This window comes from Pseudomonas sp. GW821-FHT01A09 (assembly GCF_058986725.1).
Genome location: NZ_JBYSWB010000017.1, coordinates 83030 through 106392 on the forward strand (window position 1 = coordinate 83030; position 23363 = coordinate 106392).

The 23363-nt window shown below is 60.7% G+C and carries 18 protein-coding genes; 7 read left to right on the forward strand and 11 right to left on the reverse strand.

The window, feature by feature from the left end; all coding sequences use genetic code 11:
• Positions 1-77 precede the first annotated feature (77 nt).
• Positions 78-1106 carry a DNA topoisomerase IB gene (locus AC3WJP_RS19205; protein WP_493722275.1) on the reverse strand — a complete coding sequence of 343 codons (1029 nt, stop codon included), beginning with the start codon at positions 1104-1106 and terminating at the stop codon, positions 78-80.
• A gap of 281 nt (positions 1107-1387) precedes the next feature.
• Here AC3WJP_RS19205 and AC3WJP_RS19210 point away from each other — a divergent pair, with 281 nt between their 5' ends.
• Positions 1388-2014 (forward strand): response regulator, encoded by a 627-nt coding sequence (locus tag AC3WJP_RS19210; RefSeq protein WP_493722276.1) that lies wholly within the window; start codon positions 1388-1390, stop codon positions 2012-2014.
• Positions 2015-2017: 3 nt separating this feature from the next.
• Complete coding sequence (locus tag AC3WJP_RS19215; protein ID WP_493722277.1) at positions 2018-5677, forward strand: ATP-binding protein; 3660 nt, start codon at positions 2018-2020, stop codon at positions 5675-5677.
• A gap of 12 nt (positions 5678-5689) precedes the next feature.
• Here the strand turns inward: AC3WJP_RS19215 and modC are convergent, their stop codons facing one another.
• The 5 genes from modC to AC3WJP_RS19240 form a co-directional block, all read right to left on the reverse strand.
• On the reverse strand, positions 5690-6778 hold the full coding sequence (gene modC, locus AC3WJP_RS19220; RefSeq protein ID WP_493722317.1) for a molybdenum ABC transporter ATP-binding protein: 1089 nt from the start codon (positions 6776-6778) through the stop codon (positions 5690-5692).
• A 9-nt stretch (positions 6779-6787) separates the two neighbouring features.
• On the reverse strand, positions 6788-7468 hold the full coding sequence (modB, locus tag AC3WJP_RS19225) for a molybdate ABC transporter permease subunit (RefSeq protein ID WP_493722278.1): 681 nt from the start codon (positions 7466-7468) through the stop codon (positions 6788-6790).
• The gene (modA, locus tag AC3WJP_RS19230; protein ID WP_493722279.1) at positions 7468-8214 is read right to left on the reverse strand and encodes a molybdate ABC transporter substrate-binding protein; all 747 of its coding nucleotides are present in this window, start codon (positions 8212-8214) and stop codon (positions 7468-7470) included. Before modA ends, modB begins: the two co-directional genes overlap by 1 nt.
• An 86-nt stretch (positions 8215-8300) precedes the next feature.
• Entirely contained in the window at positions 8301-8462 is a 162-nt protein-coding gene (locus AC3WJP_RS19235) for a hypothetical protein (RefSeq protein ID WP_493722280.1), read from the reverse strand.
• A 28-nt stretch (positions 8463-8490) separates the two neighbouring features.
• Positions 8491-8793 carry a DUF1883 domain-containing protein gene (locus tag AC3WJP_RS19240; protein ID WP_493722281.1) on the reverse strand — a complete coding sequence of 101 codons (303 nt, stop codon included), beginning with the start codon at positions 8791-8793 and terminating at the stop codon, positions 8491-8493.
• Between the two features lie 147 nt (positions 8794-8940).
• On the opposite strand from AC3WJP_RS19240, the gene AC3WJP_RS19245 reads away from it, so the two are divergent.
• A complete protein-coding gene (locus AC3WJP_RS19245) occupies positions 8941-9297 on the forward strand; it encodes a hypothetical protein (protein ID WP_493722282.1) in 357 nt (118 codons plus the stop codon).
• Positions 9298-9307: 10 nt separating this feature from the next.
• Here AC3WJP_RS19245 and AC3WJP_RS19250 read toward each other — a convergent pair whose 3' ends face one another.
• Positions 9308-9586 carry a hypothetical protein gene (locus AC3WJP_RS19250; protein WP_493722283.1) on the reverse strand — a complete coding sequence of 93 codons (279 nt, stop codon included), beginning with the start codon at positions 9584-9586 and terminating at the stop codon, positions 9308-9310.
• A gap of 281 nt (positions 9587-9867) precedes the next feature.
• Between AC3WJP_RS19250 and galU the strand changes: the two genes are divergently transcribed.
• Positions 9868-10707, forward strand: a complete 840-nt coding sequence (gene galU / locus AC3WJP_RS19255; RefSeq protein WP_493722284.1) for a UTP--glucose-1-phosphate uridylyltransferase GalU — start codon at positions 9868-9870, stop codon at positions 10705-10707.
• Between the two features lie 168 nt (positions 10708-10875).
• Positions 10876-12231 carry a glutathione-disulfide reductase gene (gene gorA / locus AC3WJP_RS19260; RefSeq protein WP_493722285.1) on the forward strand — a complete coding sequence of 452 codons (1356 nt, stop codon included), beginning with the start codon at positions 10876-10878 and terminating at the stop codon, positions 12229-12231.
• 91 nt (positions 12232-12322) lie between these two features.
• Here gorA and AC3WJP_RS19265 read toward each other — a convergent pair whose 3' ends face one another.
• From AC3WJP_RS19265 to AC3WJP_RS19280, 4 genes are read right to left on the reverse strand one after another with little or no spacing between them, the layout of a single operon-like run.
• Positions 12323-17293 carry an RHS repeat domain-containing protein gene (locus tag AC3WJP_RS19265; protein ID WP_493722286.1) on the reverse strand — a complete coding sequence of 1657 codons (4971 nt, stop codon included), beginning with the start codon at positions 17291-17293 and terminating at the stop codon, positions 12323-12325.
• 9 nt (positions 17294-17302) lie between these two features.
• Positions 17303-17845, reverse strand: coding sequence for a hypothetical protein (locus AC3WJP_RS19270; protein ID WP_493722287.1), 543 nt, complete (start codon positions 17843-17845; stop codon positions 17303-17305).
• 5 nt (positions 17846-17850) lie between these two features.
• Positions 17851-18369, reverse strand: a complete 519-nt coding sequence (locus AC3WJP_RS19275; protein WP_493722288.1) for a hypothetical protein — start codon at positions 18367-18369, stop codon at positions 17851-17853.
• Positions 18370-18383: 14 nt separating this feature from the next.
• Positions 18384-18914, reverse strand: coding sequence for a hypothetical protein (locus AC3WJP_RS19280; protein WP_493722289.1), 531 nt, complete (start codon positions 18912-18914; stop codon positions 18384-18386).
• A 415-nt stretch (positions 18915-19329) separates the two neighbouring features.
• Between AC3WJP_RS19280 and AC3WJP_RS19285 the strand changes: the two genes are divergently transcribed.
• Entirely contained in the window at positions 19330-20931 is a 1602-nt protein-coding gene (locus AC3WJP_RS19285; RefSeq protein WP_493722290.1) for a hypothetical protein, read from the forward strand.
• A gap of 58 nt (positions 20932-20989) precedes the next feature.
• Positions 20990-23335 (forward strand): hypothetical protein, encoded by a 2346-nt coding sequence (locus AC3WJP_RS19290; protein ID WP_493722291.1) that lies wholly within the window; start codon positions 20990-20992, stop codon positions 23333-23335.
• Positions 23336-23363: the final 28 nt, after the last annotated feature.

The following is a 23363-nucleotide window of genomic DNA, read 5'->3' on the forward strand; positions in this document are numbered from 1 at the left end:
TTCGCTCGATCGGGGTAAAGATATAAACGCAAAGCCTATTACAGGCGTCTGCGGTGTGCCATGACCTGTCGCAACCCTCAGGCGATCTGCGCAAGTTTTTCCAGAAAACTCGACAAGGCCACTTCTTCCATGCGCAGCCCCTTGCGCTGGCGCGGCTTGGGCAGCTTGGCCAGTTCTCCCAAGGCGAAATGCTCCAGCACCGCCGGGTGGATATAGCAACGTCGGCACACCGCCGGGGTGTTGCCCAGGTGCCGGGCGACCTTCTTGACCATGTCGACGATGTGCTGCTTGGCCTGGGGCTCGGGCTGCCAATGCAGTTCGCGCAGCATCTCCAGCGCCATCGCCGTGCCGGCCCAGGTGCGGTAATCCTTGGCGGTGAAGTCGGCGCCGGTCAAACGGTGCAGATAAGCATTGACGTCGGAGGAACTGACCTTATGGCGCTGGCCATCGTCGTCCAGATACTGGAACAGCGCCTGCCCGGGCAACTCCATGCAACGTTTGACGATCCCCGCCAGGCGCCGGTCCTTGACGCTGACCTGATGCTCGACGCCGCTCTTGCCGCGGAACTCGAAGGCGATCTGGCTGCCATGCACTTCGACGTGGCGATTGCGCAAGGTGGTCAGCCCGTAGGAGCGGTTGTCCCGCGCGTACTGGGTGTTGCCGACGCGAATCAGCGTCGCATCGAGCAGCGAAATGACCGTGGCCATGACCTTGTCATGGTTGAGCCCTGGAGTGCTCAGGTGCTTGTCCAACTGTTTGCGCACCCGTGGCAGTTGCTTGCCGAAGGCGATCATCCGCGCGTATTTGCCCTCGTCGCGCAGTTCGCGCCAACGCGGGTGATACCGGTACTGCTTGCGCCCGCGGGCATCGCGGCCGGTGGCCTGCAAGTGGCCATTGGGATCGGCGCAGATCCACACGTCGGTATAGGCCGGCGGGATCACCAGCTTGTTGATCCGCTCGATTTCGGCTTTGTCGCGAATGCGCTCGCCGTCGGCGTTGAAATAGGCGAAATGACCACGCAGCAGCTTGCGACGCAGGCCAGGTTGGGAATCGTCGACGTAGTGCAGATCGGCGGGCAGTGGGGGCGGGTTCGATAAGTCCGACATAGGGTGACCTTGATGGCGCAATGCTTGATCAGTTGACCTCGGCCACCTTGAAGGGTGCGATCAAAGTGCTTGCGAGTCGACGCCGACTGCCGCTGAGCGTGGGGCATGCGCAGTTATTTTCCGGCGCGGATCCCGCAACCACGGGGCCATCAGCGGTTTGTAGGATTAGTCGCAGCTAACTTCAGAAACGTCCTACAGACCTTGCCGAAATCCTAACCAATACTGTGCCCCTGGCCGCTCCTGAAGGCGTTGGCCGAACCCCAAAGCCCTGGGAGGGCCCCATGTACAAGGCATTGATCGTGGACGATCATCCGTTCATTCGCGCCAGCGTGAAGGTGCTGCTCAAGCAGGAGCGCTTCGACACCATCGTAGAGGCCGGCGACGGCGCACAGGCCCTGCAGATGGCCAAGCATTACATCCCCGACCTGATCATCCTCGACATCAGCATGCCCGGGCTGGACGGCATCGAGGTCATCCAGCGCATCCGTGAGCAGCGGATTCCGGCGCGTATCCTGGTGCTGACCTCGCAGCCCGCCGAGTATTTTTCCGCGCGCTGCATGAAGGCCGGCGCCAAGGGCTATGTGTGCAAGAGCGACCGTTTGTACGAGTTGTCCAAGGCCGTCGGCGCCATCATGACCGGTTACACCTACTTTCCCGACGTCGAAGAGTCCTCCGTCTACCGCGGTGATCGCAGCGCCAGTGAAGCCGAAGCCATCGCGTGCCTGACCGATCGCGAGATGATCGTGTTGCAGCAGCTGTCCCGCGGCCTGCGTAACAGTGAAGTGGCCGAGCACATGATGATCAGCCACAAGACCGTCAGCACCTACAAGTTGCGCATCATGTACAAGCTCAAGGTACGCACGCTGGTGGACCTCGCCGACCTCGCCAAACGACACGAGTTGATATAGCCCATGAACTCGCGCCTCTCCAGACTGCTGGCCCATGCCGTGCTCGGTTGCTGCTTCATTCATGCCGGGGTCCAGGCCCGGAGCCTGTCGTCGCCCCAGGCGCCGCCTCCTGTCCCCGAGACCCTCGAACTGCTCGGGCGCTCGACACTCGACGCCAAGGCGTTGGTCGAAATGGACCTCAGTGCCGAAGATCGCCGCTGGTTGTGGGAGCGGCGCACCCTGCGCCTGGGCGTCAGTCAGCCCGATTACCCGCCGTTCGACATGACTGGCAGCGGTCGAGACTACGAAGGCATCACTGCCGACTACGCGCGTCTGATCGCTGAGTTGCTCGATCTGCAGGTCACCGTGTCGCGCTATCGCACCCGCGAAGCCGCCCTGGAGGCACTGCAACGCAACGAGATCGACCTGCTGGGAACGTCCAACGGAGTCGAGGTGGCCAACGCCAACCTGAGCCTGTCCCAGGCGTATGGTCTTGACCAGACGGTGTTGGTACGACGCGTTGAATCGCCCCCGGTGCCGCTGTTGCAACGTCAGCCCCAGCGCCTGGCGATCGTCCAGCATTACTTGCCCGACGATGTGGTGCGGATGCTGTATCCGGATGCGCAGGTGCTGATCTACGAATCATCGCTGGCAGCTATGAGCGCCGTCGCCTTCGGCCAGGCCGACCTGTATCTGGGCAACGCCCTGGGTGCGCACTTCCAGCTTGGCCGCAGCCTGTTGAACAACCTGCAGCTGACCCAGGTGCCGGAACTACGGGAAAACAACTTCAGTTTTGCCATGGCTCCGGCCAACAGCCGCTTGCTGGCGCTGGTCAACCGTGCACTGCAGATGATCGACCCGCTGGAACGCCGCGCCATCCTGCGTCGTTGGAGTGTCGAGGGGGTGGTGATCCCGCGCCGCGCCGAGGTGCAGTTGAGCGCCTCCGAGCGGCGCTGGATGCAGCACCACCCGCGGGTAACGGTGTTGATCGACGAGCGTATGCTGCCCATCACTTACCGTGACGAGCAAGGGCGCTTTCGGGGCATCAGCGCCCAGGTGCTGGACGCCATCAGTCAGCGCACCGGACTGGTGTTCGATGTGCAGTCTTCTACCTCCCTGGCGCAGATGAGCCGCAGTGTCGTGCGGCGTGAGGCGCAGCTGCTGGCCGCCTTGGCACCGAGCCCGATGCGCGAAGAACAGCTGGCCTTCAGCCGACCCTATCTGACCAGCGGCATGGTGCTGGTGACGCCGGACGATAGCCTCGCGCCTACCAGTCTCGAGGAGTTGGTCGACAAGCCGGTAGCGGTGGTGGAGGGCACCTTTTTGCTCGATGAACTCGCCGAGCGCTACCCCCATGTGCCGTTGGTGCACGCGGCCACCGTGGCCGATGCATTGGCGTTGGTGGCTGAGGGCAAGGCCAATGCGGCGGTGGTGTCGCTGCTCAGTGCGCGTTATCAGTTGGCCGCCCGCTACGGCCGCGAACTGCGCATCAGCGCTTCGCTGCCGGTCAGCCAGGCCCATTTCGCCTTCGCCACCGCCCGCGGAGAAGGCGAACTGTTATCGATCATCGACAAGGCCCTGCTGAGTTTCGAGCCACAGGAGCTGGAAGCGCTGACCCACCGCAGCCAGCCACAGGTGATCGTTGCCGACAGCTACTGGAGCCGCCATCGCGAGCGGATCTTTCGGGTGCTGTGGGGCGGCGGCACCTTGTTGCTGCTGGCACTTATGTGGATCACCTGGCTGCGCCGCCAGATTCGCCGCCGCGAGCGCGCCGAGCAGGCCCTCACCGATCAGTTGGAGTTCATGCGGGTGATGATCGACGGCACGCCTCACCCGATCTACGTGCGTGATCGCCAAGGCTTGCTGCTCAACTGCAATGCCAGTTACCTCAAGGCGCTGGGGGCGAGCCGCGAGGAAGTGATAGGTCAGCCGATCACCATGACCAAGGTGGTCGAGCCGCAGGCCGCGCAGTTCTATCAGGATTCCTATCTGCGGGTCATGGCCCATGGCAAACCGATCGTCGAGGACCGCACCTTGATCCTTGCCAGTGGCGAGGAGATGACCATCTATCACTGGATCCTGCCGTACAAGGCGTCGGGCGGGCAGACGGTCGGCCTGATCGCCGGCTGGATCGACGTCACCGAGCGCGAGCGTCTGTGCCTGGCGCATCAGCAGGCCACCCAGGAGGCCGAGGCGGCCAATCAGGCCAAGACGCACTTCCTTGCCACCATGAGCCACGAGATCCGCACGCCGATGAATGCCGTGCTGGGCATGCTCGAACTGGCGCTGAAAAAAGCCGACGAGGGCCGCCTGGACCGCCTTGCCATCGAAGTGGCGGCCGAGGCGGCTCAAGGGTTGCTGGACCTGATCGGCGATATCCTCGACATCACCCGCATCGAGGGCGGTCACCTGCAATTGGAGACCCGCGCAGTGGCGCTGCGGCCATGGATCGAATCGGTGTTGCGGGTCTTCGATGCCCAGGCACGGCAAAAGGGCCTGGCGCTGGAGCTGCAGTTGCTCGGTGATACCCATCAGGAGCTGACGCTGGACCCGGTGCGTCTGCGCCAGGTGGTGGCCAACCTGGTTGGCAACGCGATCAAGTTCACCGCGACGGGCCATGTGCGGGTAACGCTAGAGGTACAGCCGCTGGGCCGCGACGTGCGCATCGTGTTGTGCGTCGAAGACACGGGGGTGGGCATTGCCGAGCACGAACAGCAGCAGCTCTGCGAACCCTTCGTGCAGGCTCGCAACCAGGTGCCCGGCAGCCGTGTGGGTACAGGCCTTGGCCTGAGTATCAGCCGCGCGCTGTGTGAACTGATGGGCGGCTCGCTGCGCCTGCACAGCGAGCCGGGCCGGGGCACCCAGGTGTGGGTGACCTTGCAGGCGTCGCGGGTGGCGGCCGAAACAGTGCCGTGCGCCCAGCCGAAAGCCGATGCGCCGATCAAGAGTGGTCAGGCGCTGCGGGTGCTGGTGGTGGACGATTATTCGCCCAACCGCCTGTTGCTCGATCAGCAACTGAGCTATCTGGGGCATACGGTGCGCTTGGCCAAGGACGGCGCGACGGGCTTCGAGCTGTGGCGGGCCGAGGCCTTCGATGCGGTGATCACGGACTGCAACATGCCGGAGGGCAACGGCTATGTGCTCGCGCGGCAGATCCGCGACAGTGAGCGTGAGGGTGGATTGCCACCCTGCCTGATCCTCGGCTGCACCGCCAACGCTCAACCCGAGGAGCGCCAGCGCTGCCTTGAGGCCGGCATGGACGATTGCCTGTTCAAGCCCTTGAGCCTGGCCCATCTCGCCAGTTGCCTGCGCGATGTAGTCGGCTGTCGACATCCGCGTACGCCGGCCCAGGTGGTCGATTTGAGCGAGTTGCGCCGTCTGACCGCAGGCTCCGCGGAAAGCTTCGCGCAGTTGCTCGAAACCCTGGTGGCCTGCCATCGCCAGGACCTGCAGCGCCTGGATGCCTTGACCGCCGCCGGCGATTTCCAGCCAGTGGCGGACCTGGTGCATCGGATCAAAGGCAGCGCGCGGATGATCCGTGCCGACGCCGTGCTGCAAGCCTGCACCTGGTGCGAGGTGTTGGCCAAGGATGATCCGATGGCGCTGGGAGACGCCCTGGCGACCTTGCGGGAGGCGATGTACGAGCTATCCCGGGCGCTGGAGCAGACCACCGAGGAGGTCTAGGTAGCGAACCGCTCAGGCCAGCACGGCCACCGACTTGATCTGCGCCCATAGCCGCAGGCCCGGGGCGATACCGAGTTGCTCCGCTGAATAGCGTGTGATGCGTGCCAGCAGCGGGGTGCCATCGGCCTCCAGACTGACCAGTACGTGGGCGGTATTGGCCGCACTGGCCAGGGCCTTCACGGTGACCGGCAGGCGGTTGAGGATGCTGCTCTGGTGTTCGTCCTGCAGGCTGAGGCTGACGTCTCGGGCCTGGATCGCCACGCGCAGGCGGCTGTCGGCGGGCAGGGGGGCATGGGCGATACGCAACTGCAGGGCGCTGTCGGGCAGCGCCAGGTCGAGCAGTTGGTAATGTGCGTCGTGACGAATCACGCGGCCGTCGATCACCACGCTGGCATCCTGTTGTTGCGCCAGTGGCAGGTCCAGCCTCGCCAGGGTCGACGTGATCGGCCCGCTGGCCTGCACTCGGCCGCTGTCGAGCAAGACCAGATGATCGGCCAGGCGTGCGACCTCGTCCTGAGCGTGGCTGACGTACACCACCGGGATCGCCAGTTCCCGGTGCAAGCGTTCGAGATACGGCAAGATGTCATTCTTGCGGGCACTGTCGAGGGCGGCCAGGGGCTCGTCCATCAACAACAGCCCCGGGCTGGTCAACAGGGCACGGGCAATGCCGACGCGCTGGCGCTCGCCGCCAGACAGCTCGCCAGGGCGGCGTTGCAGCAGGCCATCGATGCCCAGCAAGGCGCACGCCTGATCCATCTGCACCTTGCGCTGGGTGGCCGCCACGCGTCGCCAGCCGTACAGGAGGTTGTCGCGCACCGACAGGTGTTCGAACAGACTGGCTTCCTGAAACACATAGCCCAGCGCACGGCGATGAGGCGCGAGGAATATCCCCCGAGCGCTGTCCTGCCAGACCTCGCCCGCGACTTCTATATATGCCTCGTCGGCGCGCTCCAGGCCCGCCAGACAGCGCAGGCAGGTGGTCTTGCCCGACCCCGAGGGGCCGAACAAGGCGCTGACGCCGCTGCCGGGCAGTTGCACGTCGACGTCGAGGGCGAAGCCGGGTTTGTTCAGGCGCAGGCGCGCGACGATCGGGGCTGGGATGTTCATGGCTCAGTTCCAGGCGGCTTTGTGGCCGCGGCTGGAATACAGCGCCAACAGCACGAAAAATGAAAACACCACCATGGCCCCGGCCAGCCAGTGAGCCTGGGCGTATTCGAGGGCCTCGACGTGGTCGAAGATCTGTACCGACACCACGCGGGTGCGGTTGGGAATGTTGCCGCCGATCATCAGCACCACGCCGAATTCACCGACGGTGTGGGCAAAGCCGAGAATGCTGGCGGTGATGAAACCGGGGCGGGCCAGCGGGATGACCACGCTGAAAAAGCAATCGAGCCTGCAAGCACGCAAGGTGGCGGCCACTTCCAGCGGGCGCTTGCCGATGGCGGTGAAGGCGTTCTGCAGCGGCTGTACCACAAAGGGCATGGAATACAGCACCGAGCCGATCACCAGCCCGGCGAAACTGAACACCACCGTGCCGAGCCCCAACGCGTGAGTGGCCTGGCCAACTGGGCCGTGGGGGCCCAGCAGCAACAGCAGATAAAAGCCGATTACCGTGGGTGGCAGCACCAGCGGCAAGGCCACCAACGCCCCGACCGGCCCGCGCAGGCGCGAGCGGGTGTGAGTCAGCCACCAGGCGATCGGGGTGCCGACCAGCAGCAGAATCACCGTGGTCAGGGTCGCCAACTGCAAGGTCAGCCAGATGGCGGACAGATCGGCAGCGCTGAATGGCATCAGAGGGCGTAGCCGTAGGATTTGATGATCGCCGCGGCCTTGGGCCCCTTGAGATAGTCCATCAGCGCTTTGGCAGCGGCATTGTCCTTGCCTTTGCTGAGCACCACGGCGTCCTGCTTGATCGGTGAGTACAGATCGTTCGGCACTATCCAGGCCGAACCGCTGGTGACCTTGCCGTCCTTGTAGATCTGCGACAGGGCGACGAAACCCAGTTCGGCATTGCCAGTGGAGACGAACTGGTAGGCCTGGGAAATGTTCTGGCCTTCAACGATCTTGGCCTTGGTGGCTTCAGTCAGCTTGAGCCTGTCGAGCACCTCGGTGGCCGCCAGGCCGTAGGGCGCGGCCTTGGGGTTGGCAATTGACAGGTGCTGGTACTGATTGGCCTTGAGCACGGCGCCCTTGTCATCGACGTATCCGTCCTTGGCCGACCACAGCGCCAGGGTGCCGACGGCGTAGGTGAAGCGCGAGCCGGGGACGGTGTCGCCTTCTTTTTCCAGCTTGGCCGGGGTGGTGTCGTCCGCCGCCAGGAAGACTTCGAAAGGCGCGCCGTTCTTGATCTGGGTATAGAACTGGCCGGTGGCGCCGTAAGAGGCGACCAGCTTGTGCCCGGTATCTTTCTCGAAGTCGGCGGCGATGGCCTGGATCGGCGCGGTGAAGTTGGCGGCGACTGCCACCTGGACTTCATCGGCATGGGCAACGGACAGGCACAGGGCGCTGAGGGTGAAGAGGGCGAGGCGCGAGATCATCGGGTGCTCCGGGGCTGTTGGTCATTATCGTGTCGTTATATAAATCAATATATAGCGAAGCGCCAGCCCCGTGACGCACTGCGGTGCTACAGCGCCTTGCTGACCTTGATATCCGACACCTGACTGATGTCGTCACCGTGGATGGCCTGCAAGGCGGCGGTGGCTTCTTCCAGAGAGCCGGTGTGCAAATGGGCGAAGTCCCAGCGGCGTTCGCCGTTGAGCAAGTAGCGGATCACGTATTTGGTCACGGTGGCAGTACCTTGGAGCGCCTGGCGCTTAACTGAATTTTGACGCCGACCGGCGCACAATCTTGATCGAGTGGGTGAACGCAGGCTTGCGCGTGGCCGCCGTCGGCTTAGTGCCGGCGGTATCGATGGTGATGTTCCAGAACCCGGTGCTGGGAGCGGTAATGCGCGCCGGGAAGGTGTCGAAGGCGCCGCCGTGATAGCTGTGACGACCGCCATTCTTGAAGCTGCGGAAGTTGGCGTCGCTCATCAAGCGGATATTGCAGCGCTGGGAGCACTGGATGACGACGAGATCGTCTTCATTGAGGTGTTCGCGCTGGTGGACGAATTTCATGGAAAGCTCCGGAGCGGTATAGCGGGCAAAGGTGCAACAATACCATGATGGCATCGGCTCTGGCGCTTGCGGCAGAAAAACCTGCAAGCCAGGGGAGCAAACTGCCACTGGTGCGGTCTGAAGATTTTTTTTTGCATGGAGAAGTATATGAAGCGGGTCTGGTGGGGCATGGCGGTATTGGTAGTGCTGGGTGGCTGTACATCGGTGGGCGAAATTGAACAATCGCCCGAAACCATGAGCGTCATCTCCGGGAAAAAGCCCCAGGAATACGCGGAATGCGTCATGGGCAAGTTGCAAGCGTCACGCAAGCCCTCGAAGCTCGAACCCGTTCATAACGGCCTGCGCCTGATCGTTCCGCAGAAGCTCTCCGACGGCCCGGCCGCGGTGATCCTTATCGAGGACCGTTCCAGCGGCAGTTCGATCAAGGTGCACGAGCACCTCAACAATTTCCCGCTGCGCTTCGGCGATGTGCGCAAGGCCGCGGATCAGTGCATTTCCGGTTGATCGGCCGTCCCTATTTGCAGGTTATTACCATGGTGCGGTTCTTGTAGTTGCCAAGGTCGGCGGTGATGCTCTGCTCATCGGCCGCCACTGGCACGCCGTTGCGGGCGATGATGGTGTACTGCCCGCTGGCGCACGAAGTGGCAGCCTTGTCGTTGCACTGCTGCCATTTCATGGCTTCGCCAGAGCAACTGATGGCCAGCCCTTGGCGGCCATCCTTGAGGTAGGTCGGTACAGCGGTCGCACATCCGGCCAGGGCCAGGACTGCTATGAGTGCGAGAAGGTTGCGCATGGGATCGTCATCGATGGATATGGAAGAGGGGTCGTTCGCTGGCGGCGAAGATGGATCATCACCGCCGGGTATGGCGCAATGCTATACATTGCGCGTTGCGGGGTATATAAAAATGATCGGTTCGCCGTCGCTTGCCAGGAATTTTTCGAGTGAGCGGAACTATCCCTCTACAGATTTTTCTATTTAACCTGCAGACACCACGGGCCAAGGCATTGTCATCCGCACCTTGGCCTGATTAGACTGCGCCGAATTCAGCCGCTACGCCCTGTTAAGGACTCCCAATGATCAAGAAATGCCTGTTCCCCGCAGCCGGTTACGGCACTCGCTTTTTGCCTGCGACCAAAGCGATGCCCAAGGAAATGCTGCCAGTGGTCAACAAGCCGCTGATCCAGTACGGCGTTGAAGAAGCACTGGAAGCGGGCCTCAGCCAGATCTCCATCGTCACGGGCCGTGGCAAGCGCGCCATCGAAGACCACTTCGACATCATGTACGAGCTGGAAAACCAGATCAAAGGCACCGACAAGGAAAAATACCTGGTCGGCATCCGTCGTCTGATCGACCAATGCACCTTCTCCTACACCCGTCAGATCGAAATGAAAGGCCTGGGCCACGCCATCCTCAGCGGTGAGCCACTGATCGGTGACGAGCCGTTCGCCGTGGTGCTGGCGGATGACCTGTGCGTCAACCTCGAAGGTGACGGCGTACTGCTGCAGATGGTCAAGCTGTACAACCAGTTCCGCTGCTCGATCGTCGCCATCCAGGAAGTCGATCCGCAAGAGACCAACAAGTACGGTGTGATCGCCGGCGAGATGATCCGCGACGACATCTACCGCGTGCACAGCATGGTCGAGAAGCCCAAGCCTGAAGATGCGCCGTCCAACCTGGCCATCATCGGCCGCTACATCCTGACCCCGGATATCTTCGACATCATCCGCAACACCGAACCGGGCAAGGGCGGCGAGATCCAGATCACCGACGCGCTGATGAAGCAAGCCCAGGACGGTTGCGTACTGGCCTACAAGTTCAAGGGTCAGCGTTTCGACTGCGGTGGTGCCGAAGGCTACATCGAGGCAACCAACTTCTGCTTCGAAAACTTCTACAAGACTGGCAAGGCGCTCTGATTCACAGCGTCTGAGTCGATCAAGAAGCCGCTGATGACCTCAGCGGCTTTTTTCATGTAGCGAGGGGGCTTGCCCCCGAAAATGTTTGACCCCATATGTGGTGTTTGCCTGGCGGTTTTTCGGGGGCGAGCCCCCTCGCTACAGGTTCATTACCAAGGAATTCTGCAAATGCCCTACGATTTCGACCTGTTTGTCATCGGTGCCGGCTCCGGCGGTGTGCGCGCTGCGCGTTTCGCGGCGGGCTTTGGCGCCAAGGTCGCGGTGGTCGAGAGCCGCTATCTGGGCGGCACCTGCGTCAACGTCGGCTGCGTGCCGAAAAAACTGCTGGTATACGGCTCGCATTTCGCCGAGGACTTCGAGCAAGCCAAGGGCTACGGCTGGACCGTTGGCGAAAGCAGCTTCGACTGGCCGACGCTGATTGCCAACAAGAACCGCGAAATCGAGCGCCTCAACGGCATCTACCGCAAGTTGCTGGTCGGCAGCGGCGTGACCTTGCTTGAAGGTCACGGCCACTTGCTGGACCCGCACACCGTCGAGGTCAACGGTCAGCGTTACAGCGCCGAGCGCATCCTGATAGCGACCGGTGGCTGGCCGGTGATCCCCGAGATTCCGGGGCGCGAGTACGCCATCAGTTCCAACGAAGCGTTTTTCCTGGAGCAATTGCCCAAGCGCATCGTCGTGGTGGGCGGTGGTTACATCGCCGTCGAGTTCGCCGGCATCTTCAACGGCCTTGGCGCCCAGACCACCCAGCTGTATCGCCGCGAGCTGTTCCTGCGCGGTTTTGACGGCACAGTGCGTACCCACTTGCGTGACGAGATGACGCGCGCCGGCGTCGACCTGCAGTTCAACGCCGACATCGCGCGCATCGACAAGCTGGCGGACGGCAGCCTCAAGGCCACCCTCAAGGACGGCCGCGAACTGGAGACCGATTGCGTGTTCTACGCCACCGGTCGCCGTCCGATGCTGGACAATCTGGGGCTCGAGAACACCGGCGTGCAGCTCGATGACAAGGGCTTCATCAAGGTCGACGAGCTGTTCCAGACCACCGAGCCTTCGATCCTCGCTCTGGGTGACGTGATCGGTCGTGTGCAGCTGACCCCGGTGGCCTTGGCCGAAGGCATGGCCGTGGCGCGCCGGTTGTTCAAGCCCGAGCAGTATCGCCCGGTGGACTACCAGCACATTCCCACTGCGGTCTTCAGCCAGCCGCCGATCGGGACCGTCGGCCTGACCGAAGAACAGGCGCGGGAGCAGGGGCACCAGGTGGCGGTCTTCGAGAGCGATTTCCGCGCCCTCAAGCTGACCCTCACCGAGAGTCACGAACGCACGTTGATGAAGCTGGTGGTCGACAGCCAGACCGACAAGGTCCTCGGCTGCCATATGGTCGGGCCGGAGGCCGGCGAAATCGTCCAGGGCCTGGCGATCGCGCTCAAGGCTGGTGCGACCAAGCAGCTGTTCGATGAGACCATCGGCGTGCATCCAACGGCCGCGGAAGAGTTCGTGACGATGCGTACAGCGAGTCGCTGATTCCGACCGGCCTGGTCGGTGGCGCCAGGAGAGCTGCCACATTGCGCAGCGTAGCCCTCCAGACTCCTGGCTCCCGGCCGCATATCACGCATTAGGAGCGCCGCGTTGCGTTAGAGTCCGTCGTTTCAGTCACTCGTATTGCCTGAGCGATCATCGCTATGTGTAATGCCGCGACGGGGACGTGCTGCAGGACCGGGGCGACTTCCTTCCACATTGTTTTTGCCTGAGCTACGACTTCCTTTCGGGCCATCCGCGCTATATCGCCGAGCGAAGTGGAACTCACTTCTTTTTGCATAAAGCTTACAGAGGAATTTAATTCAGAAATGGCGGAGCCACTGGGCATTGCAGCGGATTTGACCGAATCGGTTGCTGCACCCACAGCTTGGCGATTTAATTTCGCGAGAGCCGCCAGGTGGCTTTTTGCGCCTGTACTTTCAGGCAATGCGTTGGCGATGTCGTCCAAGGTTCCTTTCGTCAACTTGGCTATGGATTTGGCCCGGGCCATGGTAATTGGCGGCTCCGCCTTCGCTACTCCCATGGGAAGCAGCGCTAGTTTATTGATCGATTTCATGCCGTCCTCCAGGGCCTCGAGAGCAGGGAGCGACGGGATCAATGTCTTCGGTGGCGTTACGTACATCATATCCAGCATCGAGAAGGCATCCAGCACGTGCACGCCGACCATGTCCTGGTCATCGTTCTTGATGTAGTGGTACTCCATCGCAGTCCTGGCGGCCAGCGCCACCGCATTCGCCGCAAATATGGCCCAACCGACCGGGCCGGTGACGGCAGCCAATCCCACAGCCATCAACCCCGCCCCTATCATGAAGGACATCGTCGCGCTGTTTCGCGCCGCAGCCTCCAGGGCGTCGCGATAATCGGCGGCCGCCTGCCCGGCGTGATAGGGCCGGGCGACGTGCCCGGACGGATCGCGATAGCGAATCGGGTTGCCCAGGCAGTAGGCGTAGGGATTGATACCGCCAGCGCCGAAAGGGCTCTCGCTGTCGGGGCTGTGGAAGCGCATCAAGTGTGGATCGTAGGCGCGGTAGCCACTGCCCAGCAGGTACCAGCCGGTATCGGCCTCGCGGACCTCGCCGTTGTAGCCCAGCTGGCTATCGAGCGGATCGCTGGGCACGCCATGGCCGGTATAGCGGGTGGTCTTGACATCGCCCTGGCCTTTGACCTCCGCCATCACGCTGCGGCTGGCGCCGCACAGCGTCAGCAGGGTGTCGTCGGGCAGCCCGAGCAGCTGTTGGCCCAGGGGCACATCGCCGTCGTAGCTGAAGCTGCGCCGTTGCTCGCCTTGCACGGTGGTGCGCAGCAGGTGGTCGTCGTAGAAGCGCAAGGTTTCATCGGCACCGCCCTGAGTTAGCCCCAGCAGATTGTCGTGAGCATCATAGCGATATCGCGCGAGCGGGTTGCCGTCGGGTTGGGTGACGGTCAACAGGCGACCCTGGCGGTCATAGTTCAATCCCCGGCCATCGCCGTCCTTGAGCAGATGGCCATCGGCGTCGTATTCCAAGTGTGTCTCGGCCGGGTAGTGGGGGTGAGTGTGGGTGATCAGCCGCAGCTGGCAGCTATCGTCGGCGGCATAGAAATGCTCGGCGATATCGCTGCTGCCGTCGGCAAAATAGCTGGTGCAGAACAGCAGGTTGTCGAGGCCGTCGAAATAGAACTGCTGCTCGCTGATGGCGTTGCCGTAGCGGTCGGTGGGTAGCTCGGGGCCGCTGCAGTGATGTTCGATCAGCCGCCCGCGCAGATCGTAGGCGAAGGTTTCGAGCAGCGCCAAGGCACCGTCGACGCGCAGTTCGCGCTCGCGTAGCTGGCCACTCAACGCCCAGCGCAGCGCTGTCACGTGTTCGGCGGCGCGGGTCATGCGTTGCGTGCGCAACACTTCCCGGCCCTGGGTGTCGTATTCGATCTCGGTGACCAGGGTATTGGCGCTGGTCAGGTCCTGGGTGGTGGTACGCGAGCGCAGCCCCTGCCCGTTGTAGTCGAATCGGGCTTCCAGTTGCCCTTCGTTGAGCTTGTCCAGGCGGCCGTGGGCGTCGTAGCGGTATTCGCTGACCAGTCCGGTGAAGTCCTCGCGGCGGCGCATGCGGCCCGCGGTCGAGTGCAGGTAATGGTTCTCCCGGACCTGGCCATCGATCACGCTACGCTCCAGACTCAAGTGGCCGGCGCCGTCGTATTGATATTCGCGAGTGCCCTGAGGTGATTGCGCCTTGGTCAGTGCTGCGTTGACGGGGTGATACTCGAAGGTCACCTCCTGCTCGGCGGTGATGCTCACCGGTGCGTCGCTGAGCGCCAGATTGTAGGTGTAGTCGATGCGCTGGGCGCTGGGCGTCAGGCGCGCGTCGGCCACACTGCGGCTGCCACTGTAGAGAAATCGCGTGGTGCGCTGCCCGTTGGTGCTCGTAAGGGTGCGCGCCAGGCCGTCGAAGTCCTGACTGCCGGCCAATACCCGGGGCAGCAAGCGGTTGCCTTGAGTCACCTGCAAACGGGCGACCAGCAGCGCCTCGCTGTGCGGTGCATAGTTATGCTCCAGCACGGTGCCATCCGGCAAACCGTTGCGCGTGGCGCGGCCCAGCATGTCGTAGTGGTACTCGCTGCGTTCGCCGCAAGTGCCGATGCTCACACGCAGCTGGCCGTAGCCATCGTAGAAGAAGCGCTGCCGAGACTGGCGGATGCCGTCGCTGCCGAGCACATCGATACGCTCCGGCTTGCCGAAACGATTGCTATGGGTCACCGTCCTGGCGCCGCCGTCCCGCCACTGGGTAACGGTCTGGGTAAAGGGATCGAGGAGGGTGTTGCTGGCCACCCCGGTACTGTCGATCACCCGGCAGCACTGGTCCCACTGGTCGTATTCATAGTGTTGACTGACCGCCAGCTCGATGTCGCCGAGCCAGTCGTGATGGGTCTCGCTGAGCACGTCCATGTCATGCCCATATTCGGCGCTGTACAACAGCCGAAAAGTACCGGCATCGCTGCTGCCGTCGGCCTTTTGCCGCGACCGCCTGACGGTTCGGCCGATGCCGTCGATTTCGCTCAAGGTTTCCACTCCCAGCGCATCGACTTCGTAATGTTGGGTGAGCTGCCCAGCGGCGGTGCCCCATTTGTATCGGTAACGCCGTATGGCCTCGTTGGGATGGCCGGGCATGGCGGTTTCAGCGATGACCCGCTGCAGCGGATCGTAGTCGTACCGAACCACTTGCCCTTCGGCAGTGCTGTGCTCTGCCAGCAGGCCGGTGTAGAGCGCCACGCGACTGAACACCTCGCTCTCGGTGCCATCGAGTGAATGCACTTCCTGCTGCTTTTGCACGACATAACCCGGGCTCTGGGCAAAGTCGTAGGAAAAGGTGGTGGTGACGATATCGTCCGGGCGGTGCACGACGGTGGTCAGCGGCTTGCCGTGTCGGTCAGGATCGCTGGGTGCATCGATAAAGGTAAAGGTGCTGCGCAGGACGGGTTGTTCCCCCTCGGGCGTCAGGGCGCTGTCGACCTGGCTTTGCAGCACCAGCGTAGGTACTTGGCCGCCTTCAAGTGGCGGATGGGTCGTGTAAATAAACCGGCTGATCATTACCGGTTGGTCGTTGAATACCGGGGTGCCTGTGCCGCGCTGCCGGGTGCGCTGGCGCGAGGCGGCGGTGTTGCGTTTGCGTGTCGCGAGGACAGGTGCCGGATAGCGGCGGATTTCCTTGATTTGCCGGGTAAAGCCATAGGGATCCGCCGGGCAGCCTTCTTCGCCCAGCGCCGAGTAGTACTCCCAGGTTTGCCGCACGCCTGTTTCATCGATGCTCTCGAGGGGATTGCCGAACGTGTCGTAGCGACTGAGGGCCACCTCTTCATACAGACGTGTCGGGTCATTGGCCAAGGCCCAGCGAGCGATGGTCTTGCGCGGCAATTGGCACTGCGGCACTTGCAGATCGAAGGGCAGCCCGTCGTCCAGGTGGTATTCACTGGCCATGATTTTCAGCGCGTCGCCGTTACGCGTGACCTGTTCGGTCAGCAGGTGGTAGCGGTTGTACAACGACTTGACGCTGCGCCCCGGCCTGTCGTCGTGCCACAGGGTTTGCACACAGTGGTAGTCATAGGGCTCGTTGACCTTGTAGAGGTTGTCGAGGCCGTCATCGGTAAACGTCAGGCCTTGCGCGCCGTTGCCGAGGAAGTTGTGGTGACTGTATTCAAAGCGTGTATCGATAGGCGCCTGGCCCTGGCCCGGAGCGATCACGTGACGGGTCACTCGGGGCAGGGCGGGTCGATTGATGCCAGGGTACGCATGGCCATCGTCCAGATGTTCGATATGCTCTTGGGCGCCTTGAGGCGAGCGCACGCGCTTCATGCATGTCAGGTTGCGCACCGTTGCGTATTCGAACTCCCAGTAACCGGCGTCTGCGGAGTCGACGCTGGGGAGCACCAGATAACGCAGCTGATTACCTGAGAGCTCAAGGGTAAAACTCGCCAGAACAGTGCCCTCATTGCCGCCCTGGTAGTCGATAGTCACGGTATTGAGGGCTTTGCTCACCCTTAGCAGCAAGGTGCCGTCGGCTTGCCTGACCTCGTCCAGGCGGTGGCCGTCGTTCCAGGGCCTGTAGCTCAGATACAGCACATGACCTTGCGCCGAATGCAGTTCGTACGGCAAGGCGACGAGCGAGCTGCCCGAGCCTTCATGACGAAGGAACTCGATCAGGCCACTCTTGTGCACCACACGGTAGCGATTGGCGCCTTCGACATAGAACTTGAAGGTTTCGATCTTTTGCTCGGGGATGGTTGCCGTATCCCCGGAGCCTTCGACCTTGAAGCTTTCTCCGGTGGACAGCGACAGCACCCGAGTCAATGGCCGGTACTGGCTCAGGGGCAGGTCCCAGCCCACGCCGTAACCGCAGTCCTGATTGTTGATGGGGCTGAAGTTGAGGGACAGTGCCAGCGACGGTCCGCACAGCTGGTTGCCGTTGAGTGCGGGGAGGCTGACGGACACGGTGTATTGCCCGGTGCGCGGGTCGACGCCATTGCTGACGAAACTGGCTGCGTTGAAGGCATTGGAGGCGACGGTGTTGTTGGTAGTCATGGTCGAGACCTAGTCGGAGAGGCTGATGTGCACGCAGGAGAACAGTTGGGACAAGGGCTTATTGTATTGATTGGTGCCGCGCTCCTTGCTCAGCAGGCGAACGCCAGGTACTACCACTGGATCGACGCTCGGATCGTTCGGGACGGTTCTGAACATGTCGTCATAATCGAACGTCCGAGTTTCACTGAGCTCCTTTGTCGTTTTGATAACGAACCGGTAAGAAAACTTTTCGAAATTCTCATACCTGTTGCAGTCGTTGATGGGCGATCCATTAGTTAGCCAAAAACTCCTGATGTAGACCGTTATAGCAGATTTTGCACCGGAAAAACTGAATGACTCTACATACCCGAAGTCGCAGCCCTCGACAGACGTAAACATATCAGGCCTGGCCGCTGTTTTGACAGTAGCCAGATCGATTCTACAACTCTCGGTGGGCGAATAGTGAAGGATCAGGTAACCATAGGATCCGGCCTTCGGTGTCTCGGCCTGGGCCATGGAAAGTACAATCGACAAAAAGGCGAACGCGATGAATTGCAAAGATGAAATTTTCACTCTGTTTATTCTCCAGAACGATAGATATGAATGCAGGACATCTTGTCCGCGTAGTCAAAACTTGGGCCGGTTTCCGTCGCTCGGTAAACGCTCAAGGTTCTAAGTCCAGGCGCGATCACGCCATCGCCCCGGTTAGGGTCTTCGTCTGCAGTTGCGGCACTCCTCAGTATGTCGTTGATGGATAATAAGGTTGTAGTGCTGACCGCTTTGGTTGTTTTCAATTCAAATCTGAATGTTTTAGGCGTGTCATCGCTGTCGTAACAAGAGCCGCCAACAAATCTCAAGGTCAGTGCCGAAGGCGCGCCATTGAGCGTGAAAAGAAGCGGTTTTTTTATATTGCAGGCACTTGCGATCCTGCCGTCACTGTCATACTCGAGTATGCCGGTGTAGAGGCTGATGACACAGCTGGTCGGCGGCTCGCTACCCTCATATTTCTCCAGTTTCAGCGTGCCAGTGGGGATTGGAACTGCTGCGTGGTGAGCGAGCTCGGATGCAGCCTGAGCATTCACGTTGTCGGTGGACATATATAACCTCTCGTTCAAGGGCGTGGGGAGGGCGTAATGAACAGGCACATGACTTCTCTGCCTGGGGCGTTGCCACTGTAGTCAGCGTGCGTCACCCTTACTCCTGGGACCACGACATCCTGGTCCGACGGCATCTGTTTGATTTCCAGGAGTGAGAATTTCTCGGTACTTGCCCGGTAACCGGCGGTTTTGATTGTTATGTTGTGGGGGTAGTAGACAGGATCATTTTTAGCGCATCTGTCGCCGTAGGGGGATTCCTGTACGAAGCTGATACTTGTCGCGGAGGCGGCATGTTCCAGCCAGATCTCGCCAACATAACCGAAATCACAGTTATTTTTGTCGCGCATGATAAATTTTTGGGCGGTGGACAGGTCAATCTTGCAGGTCTTGTCTGTCACCAAGTCTTCAATAACCAAAAAGCCATGGGTCTCCGTCGCCGGCGCAGCGTGAACACTGGCGGCCAAAGGAATAATGCTTATTAACGCCAAGCCTATCAGGACGGGTTTGAAAGTGCGCATCAATGGCGCGCGAGTGTCGTAAGTCATTATGGTGGGTCCTTTCAGGCCAAGACTTGAATGCAAGTTAATCTCGCACATTCGAGCCTGTACGTTAGCACTCACTGCCCGGCTGGCAACCTATCAGTTCTGTGAGTATCGCCATGCAAAAAAGCGCCTGACAATTGTCCCCAGCGATGACTCGGCCCTGCCTGCAAGCAGGTAATGGCTTTTCCTGAAGGACTACAACATGGCACTTGATCAACCTGCCCCATACATCCCTTATGTCGACCCTGAGGGCGTTCTGAGCCTTGAGGCATTAGGCGGCAGAGTGTTACCTATCACGGTGCAACTCGATAACGCGCCCATACATCAGTGGCTTCACCCTGTGTGGCGCGGAACCACCGCCAGCGGCGAGGTCATTGACCAGAGGGGTGCAGGCATTCGTATCAGCGATTCAAATCAATTGATCGAACTGTTCCACCTCCCCGCAGCCGACGTGTCGCTGCTCGATCAGGGGCTCGGGATGGCTTCCTACAGCCTCCAGCCTACTGCGGACTACCAGCAAGATTTCGAGGAATCACCCCGCACCTGGTGCCTGGTCGGCGCCAGAAACTTTCCTGGCGCTGGCATCAGCGTGCCGGTTATCAAGGAAGCCCATGAGGGCAAGTTCGCTCGTACCGACATCTCCGAACTGGGGGCGTCGGTCACCTTGGCGCCATGGCAGGCCATGCAGATCGGCGACACGGTCACACTGAAATGGCGCGGGTTCCGCACCAGTGGCCAGGAGTACGCCTATGAAGGCGAGCGGGTCGTGACTGACGCCGATCTGGATCGCCCCTTGGCTACCACAATCCCCAAGCAAGAGTTCAATCTCATCAGCAATGGGCGTGGCGAACTGAGTTACACCGTCGCCTACGCCGGTGGCGGCAGCCTGACCACTTCACCTGTGCAGCACTTCCAGATCGTGGCCGCACCTGACAAGCGCCTGCCGGCGCTGCAGATCGTCGAGCAGATAGGCGCCACCCTTGATCCGTCGCTGCTACCGGAAATTCTCACCTTCCGCATCCCGCCTTATAGCGATGTCCGTGAGGGTGATGTGCTAGTGATCTATGCACAGCAGGCTGACGCTGCAGCGGCAACCGAGCAAGACCCGGCACCCAGTGATGCAGCTGGCTTTCCAGTGACCAGCGTGCGGCTGGACCGCACCACCGTCGACAGCGGCCTGCTGCAATGTGAGGGGCCGAGCGAGTGGCTGTTCGAGTATCTGGACAGCCGCATCAGCCTCAGCTACCACCTTGCTCGCCCTGGGATGGCCTTGGCGTCCGAGCCGTTGACCCTGCCGGTAAGCCTGGCGATGGTCCTGCCGCCGCCTATCGTCGAGGGCGCCAGCGGAAACGGCAGCGCCGCCGGCGACTTCAAGGCCGAGACGACCGGAGCCGGTATCAAGGTCTGGGTCCCCAGCCTGGCCGTCTATCCGCAAGGCGCCACGTTGCAGATGCATTGGCAGGGGTCCACCAGCAATGGCAGCCAGGTCATCGACGTGCCGACCGGTGAAGTACCGCCCGCGTTCCTGGTCAACCCCAATGTGGTAGCGCCCAATCTGGGCAAGGCCGTGCGAGTGTTCTATCGCGTCACGCCCAGCAACGGGCCGGCGCAGGACTCGGATGTCTTCAGCTTGAGGGTGTTGCCCGTGCCGGAACGCTTCTATCCCCTCGTGCATTGCGAGCACGCCGACGCGGCAGCTCGTACATTGAGCCTGAGAAGTGTTCCGGCCCTGGGCACACCCCTGAAAGTTGCACCCTGGATATTGATCGCCAGCGGCCAGAAAGTCGATCTGGTTGTAACGGGCACCCTCAAAACAGGAGTGCCAACCACCACTGAGATCATCAAGAATTTTCCGATAAGCAATGCCCATGTCACCAGCGGGCTTACGGAGTTATTGGAAAAAAGTTGGCTGACAACCTTACAGATCAATAGCCAATTGACGTTTACCGTCAGGGTGACGGCGGATGATGGGTCGACCTATGTCACATTCCCGCGCCTGTATTTGAAGCTGCTGGAATAGTGTTGCCGTAGGTCAGGTTTAATCAAAATCGCACAATTGAATGATAGGGAAGATAGAGATGAGTAATGAAATAATGGGAAATACCAAGGCGGAGCTGCTGAATTGGATGAAAACCGGCACCAAGACCCTTGGCTGGGGCGCGCTGATCGCAATCGATCGGGCGACAATCAATAATGCGTTTCGTGAACAATATGTATCGAGCTACAGCAGCAACTCTTACATGGCCGAGATCAACGTTCCGGCCCAGATATTGGACTCAAACTACAAGATATTCGATCAGTGCGTTCTTAGTGAGCCGAGGCTTTCTTTCGTCGATTCCAAGATTACCAACAGCTCACCGGTCAGTAACTTGGAAATGGAGATCATCGGCGGGCGGGAAATTGCCCTGGATTATCACAATGACACGGACGCCGTATGCAAGAAAATCATTCAGGTCAATGCGCTGAACCCAACCATTCTGGCCGTGAAAGTCCCGCTGGAAAAAAAATCGGAACCAGGATCTGTGGGCGCAGTAGTGGTCGATTTGGGCAAAGGCACCAGCTATGACTTGTCATCCAGCAACAGTACGATAGAAAGCACTTTGTCGGGGGCTTCATTCAAAAAAACCTTGGCCAAATGGCCGCCGGCCAAGCGCATCTGGAAAATCAACGATCTCGTTACCAATGAGGGTGCGTTGTCGGTCGAGGGCTTTGAAATCCGCTGCCAACCGGCACCCGCTTCGAATCAGCGGGGTGCAATCAACTATGGAGAGGGCGCGGTCGTTCTTTTTGTTCAGACCACAGGTACCGAGCCCGGTATTTTTCCTAGCACGGAGGCTCAGCTGAGGTATCTGGTGCCGAGTGACGGTGCCAATCCCTACACGGTGGTGACAATTATCAGCTCAGCTGCGTTGCTTACCACGACTGTGGTAGATGCCTTTGGGCTTGATTCAAGTGATTGGGTAAAATTTCCTTTCCAATATAACCCTGCCCAACTCAATCCTAGTAGGATCCAATTTACCTCCGGTGCAGTCTATCGTCGGTACGAATGGGAATATGACGGTGAATGGCACTACAGCATGACTTCCATTCGTGAGGGAAAAGACTATTGGGAGGTTACAGCTGGCAGCAATCAGTGCACTGCCGAACTCTACCATGAAACGGCGGCGAATGGGGGAGGTCAGTTCGTGTTCGATTTCAAGCTAACAAACTATATGGAATACGGGGAGATCCATAGAGGGGCTGCCGCCCATGACGAGAATATTCCCATTACCATTAATGGGCGTGCTATCGGCCGTGCATCGCTTATGCTTGACGTTGATCGACAGGTGATCGCTGTGTCTCCTGCGCTTGGCAGCGTCCCTGTTCTCAATGTTGAAGTAGGCGCCTATACAGCGCCTGTCGATAGAAACAAAGTGCAAAATTCGTTCGTTAAAATTTCGAATGAGGCGTTGCAGAAAGTAGTAAAAGGCTTCGGCAGCCGCTCGACGAATCTCAGCCTGTTGGCCCTGAACAGTCTCTTGCTCCAAGGCCCCTATGCCAATCGCCTGTCGGACCTGCAGACACCCTATGATATGGCACTGTTCGGCCACGTAGCGCCGACAGCGACGGCTTTCGAAATCACTACCCCATTGCCGGTGATCGGTGCCGGGCGCCCCTATACATTCGCCATCAGTGGCAGCAATACCGGAGTAACCTGGTCGGTCGACAACCTGCCCGGTGAAAGCATCCCCAAAGGTTCGATCAGCGCCAGCGGCGTTTACACCGCTCCACCCCGTGAACAGATCAACGGCGTGCAGACCCGCGTTAAGGTCACTGCCCGTAAAGGTGGGGCGAGCGCTTCGGCCCTGGTCACCGTGGTCCGCAAGGAAATCAATATCAACCCCTTGGTCCAGTTCGTGAATCCTGGCAGCACCTGTGATCTGGTCGCCGGCAGTCTGGGCAGGACCAGGACCTGGAGCGCAGTAGACCCAGCCAAAGGCTCGTTGCGCGATAGCACCACCGAGGGACGCGACAAGACTTTCGTCGCCCCTCCTACTGGTACCCCGGGTGTCTTTCTGGACGTGGTGCCTATCACCGTGACCAGTGAAGGGGTCAGCGAAACCGCTTATGTGTGCGTGACCCATAACAACACCACCCTGGATGTGGTGGCCGGAACCATCGACACCGCTGCCCGGACCATCAAGCTGAAAGGGCAGGTTGCAGGTATGGACGTCCCAGACGGCGAGGCGACCTGGGAGGTCCTTGCCGGGAGCGGGACCATCGATGAGACCGGCTTGCTGAGGGTCCCTGCCGCTCCACCCGAGCCTTTCGCCCTCGTGAAATGCAAGGCTGGCTTCTTCAGCCAGGGTTATCTGCTGCTGCCCCTGCCGCTGGCTCCCTTTCCAACGAGAACGGAACTGGACGACCTCATTAAAGACCTGTAACCGAGCTGACTTCAATTCAATCGACAGG

Excerpts from the sequence above, each read along its gene's own strand:
- AC3WJP_RS19205 (WP_493722275.1), bottom strand. The coding sequence starts at position 1,106 with ATGTCGGACTTATCGAACCCGCCCCCACTGCCCGCCGATCTGCACTAC.
- AC3WJP_RS19210 (WP_493722276.1), top strand. The coding sequence starts at position 1,388 with ATGTACAAGGCATTGATCGTGGACGATCATCCGTTCATTCGCGCCAGC.
- AC3WJP_RS19215 (WP_493722277.1), top strand. The coding sequence starts at position 2,018 with ATGAACTCGCGCCTCTCCAGACTGCTGGCCCATGCCGTGCTCGGTTGC.
- modB (WP_493722278.1), bottom strand. The coding sequence starts at position 7,468 with ATGCCATTCAGCGCTGCCGATCTGTCCGCCATCTGGCTGACCTTGCAG.
- modA (WP_493722279.1), bottom strand. The coding sequence starts at position 8,214 with ATGATCTCGCGCCTCGCCCTCTTCACCCTCAGCGCCCTGTGCCTGTCC.
- AC3WJP_RS19240 (WP_493722281.1), bottom strand. The coding sequence starts at position 8,793 with ATGAAATTCGTCCACCAGCGCGAACACCTCAATGAAGACGATCTCGTC.
- AC3WJP_RS19245 (WP_493722282.1), top strand. The coding sequence starts at position 8,941 with ATGAAGCGGGTCTGGTGGGGCATGGCGGTATTGGTAGTGCTGGGTGGC.
- AC3WJP_RS19250 (WP_493722283.1), bottom strand. The coding sequence starts at position 9,586 with ATGCGCAACCTTCTCGCACTCATAGCAGTCCTGGCCCTGGCCGGATGT.
- galU (WP_493722284.1), top strand. The coding sequence starts at position 9,868 with ATGATCAAGAAATGCCTGTTCCCCGCAGCCGGTTACGGCACTCGCTTT.
- gorA (WP_493722285.1), top strand. The coding sequence starts at position 10,876 with ATGCCCTACGATTTCGACCTGTTTGTCATCGGTGCCGGCTCCGGCGGT.
- AC3WJP_RS19265 (WP_493722286.1), bottom strand. The coding sequence starts at position 17,293 with ATGACTACCAACAACACCGTCGCCTCCAATGCCTTCAACGCAGCCAGT.
- AC3WJP_RS19275 (WP_493722288.1), bottom strand. The coding sequence starts at position 18,369 with ATGTCCACCGACAACGTGAATGCTCAGGCTGCATCCGAGCTCGCTCAC.
- AC3WJP_RS19280 (WP_493722289.1), bottom strand. The coding sequence starts at position 18,914 with ATGACTTACGACACTCGCGCGCCATTGATGCGCACTTTCAAACCCGTC.
- AC3WJP_RS19290 (WP_493722291.1), top strand. The coding sequence starts at position 20,990 with ATGAGTAATGAAATAATGGGAAATACCAAGGCGGAGCTGCTGAATTGG.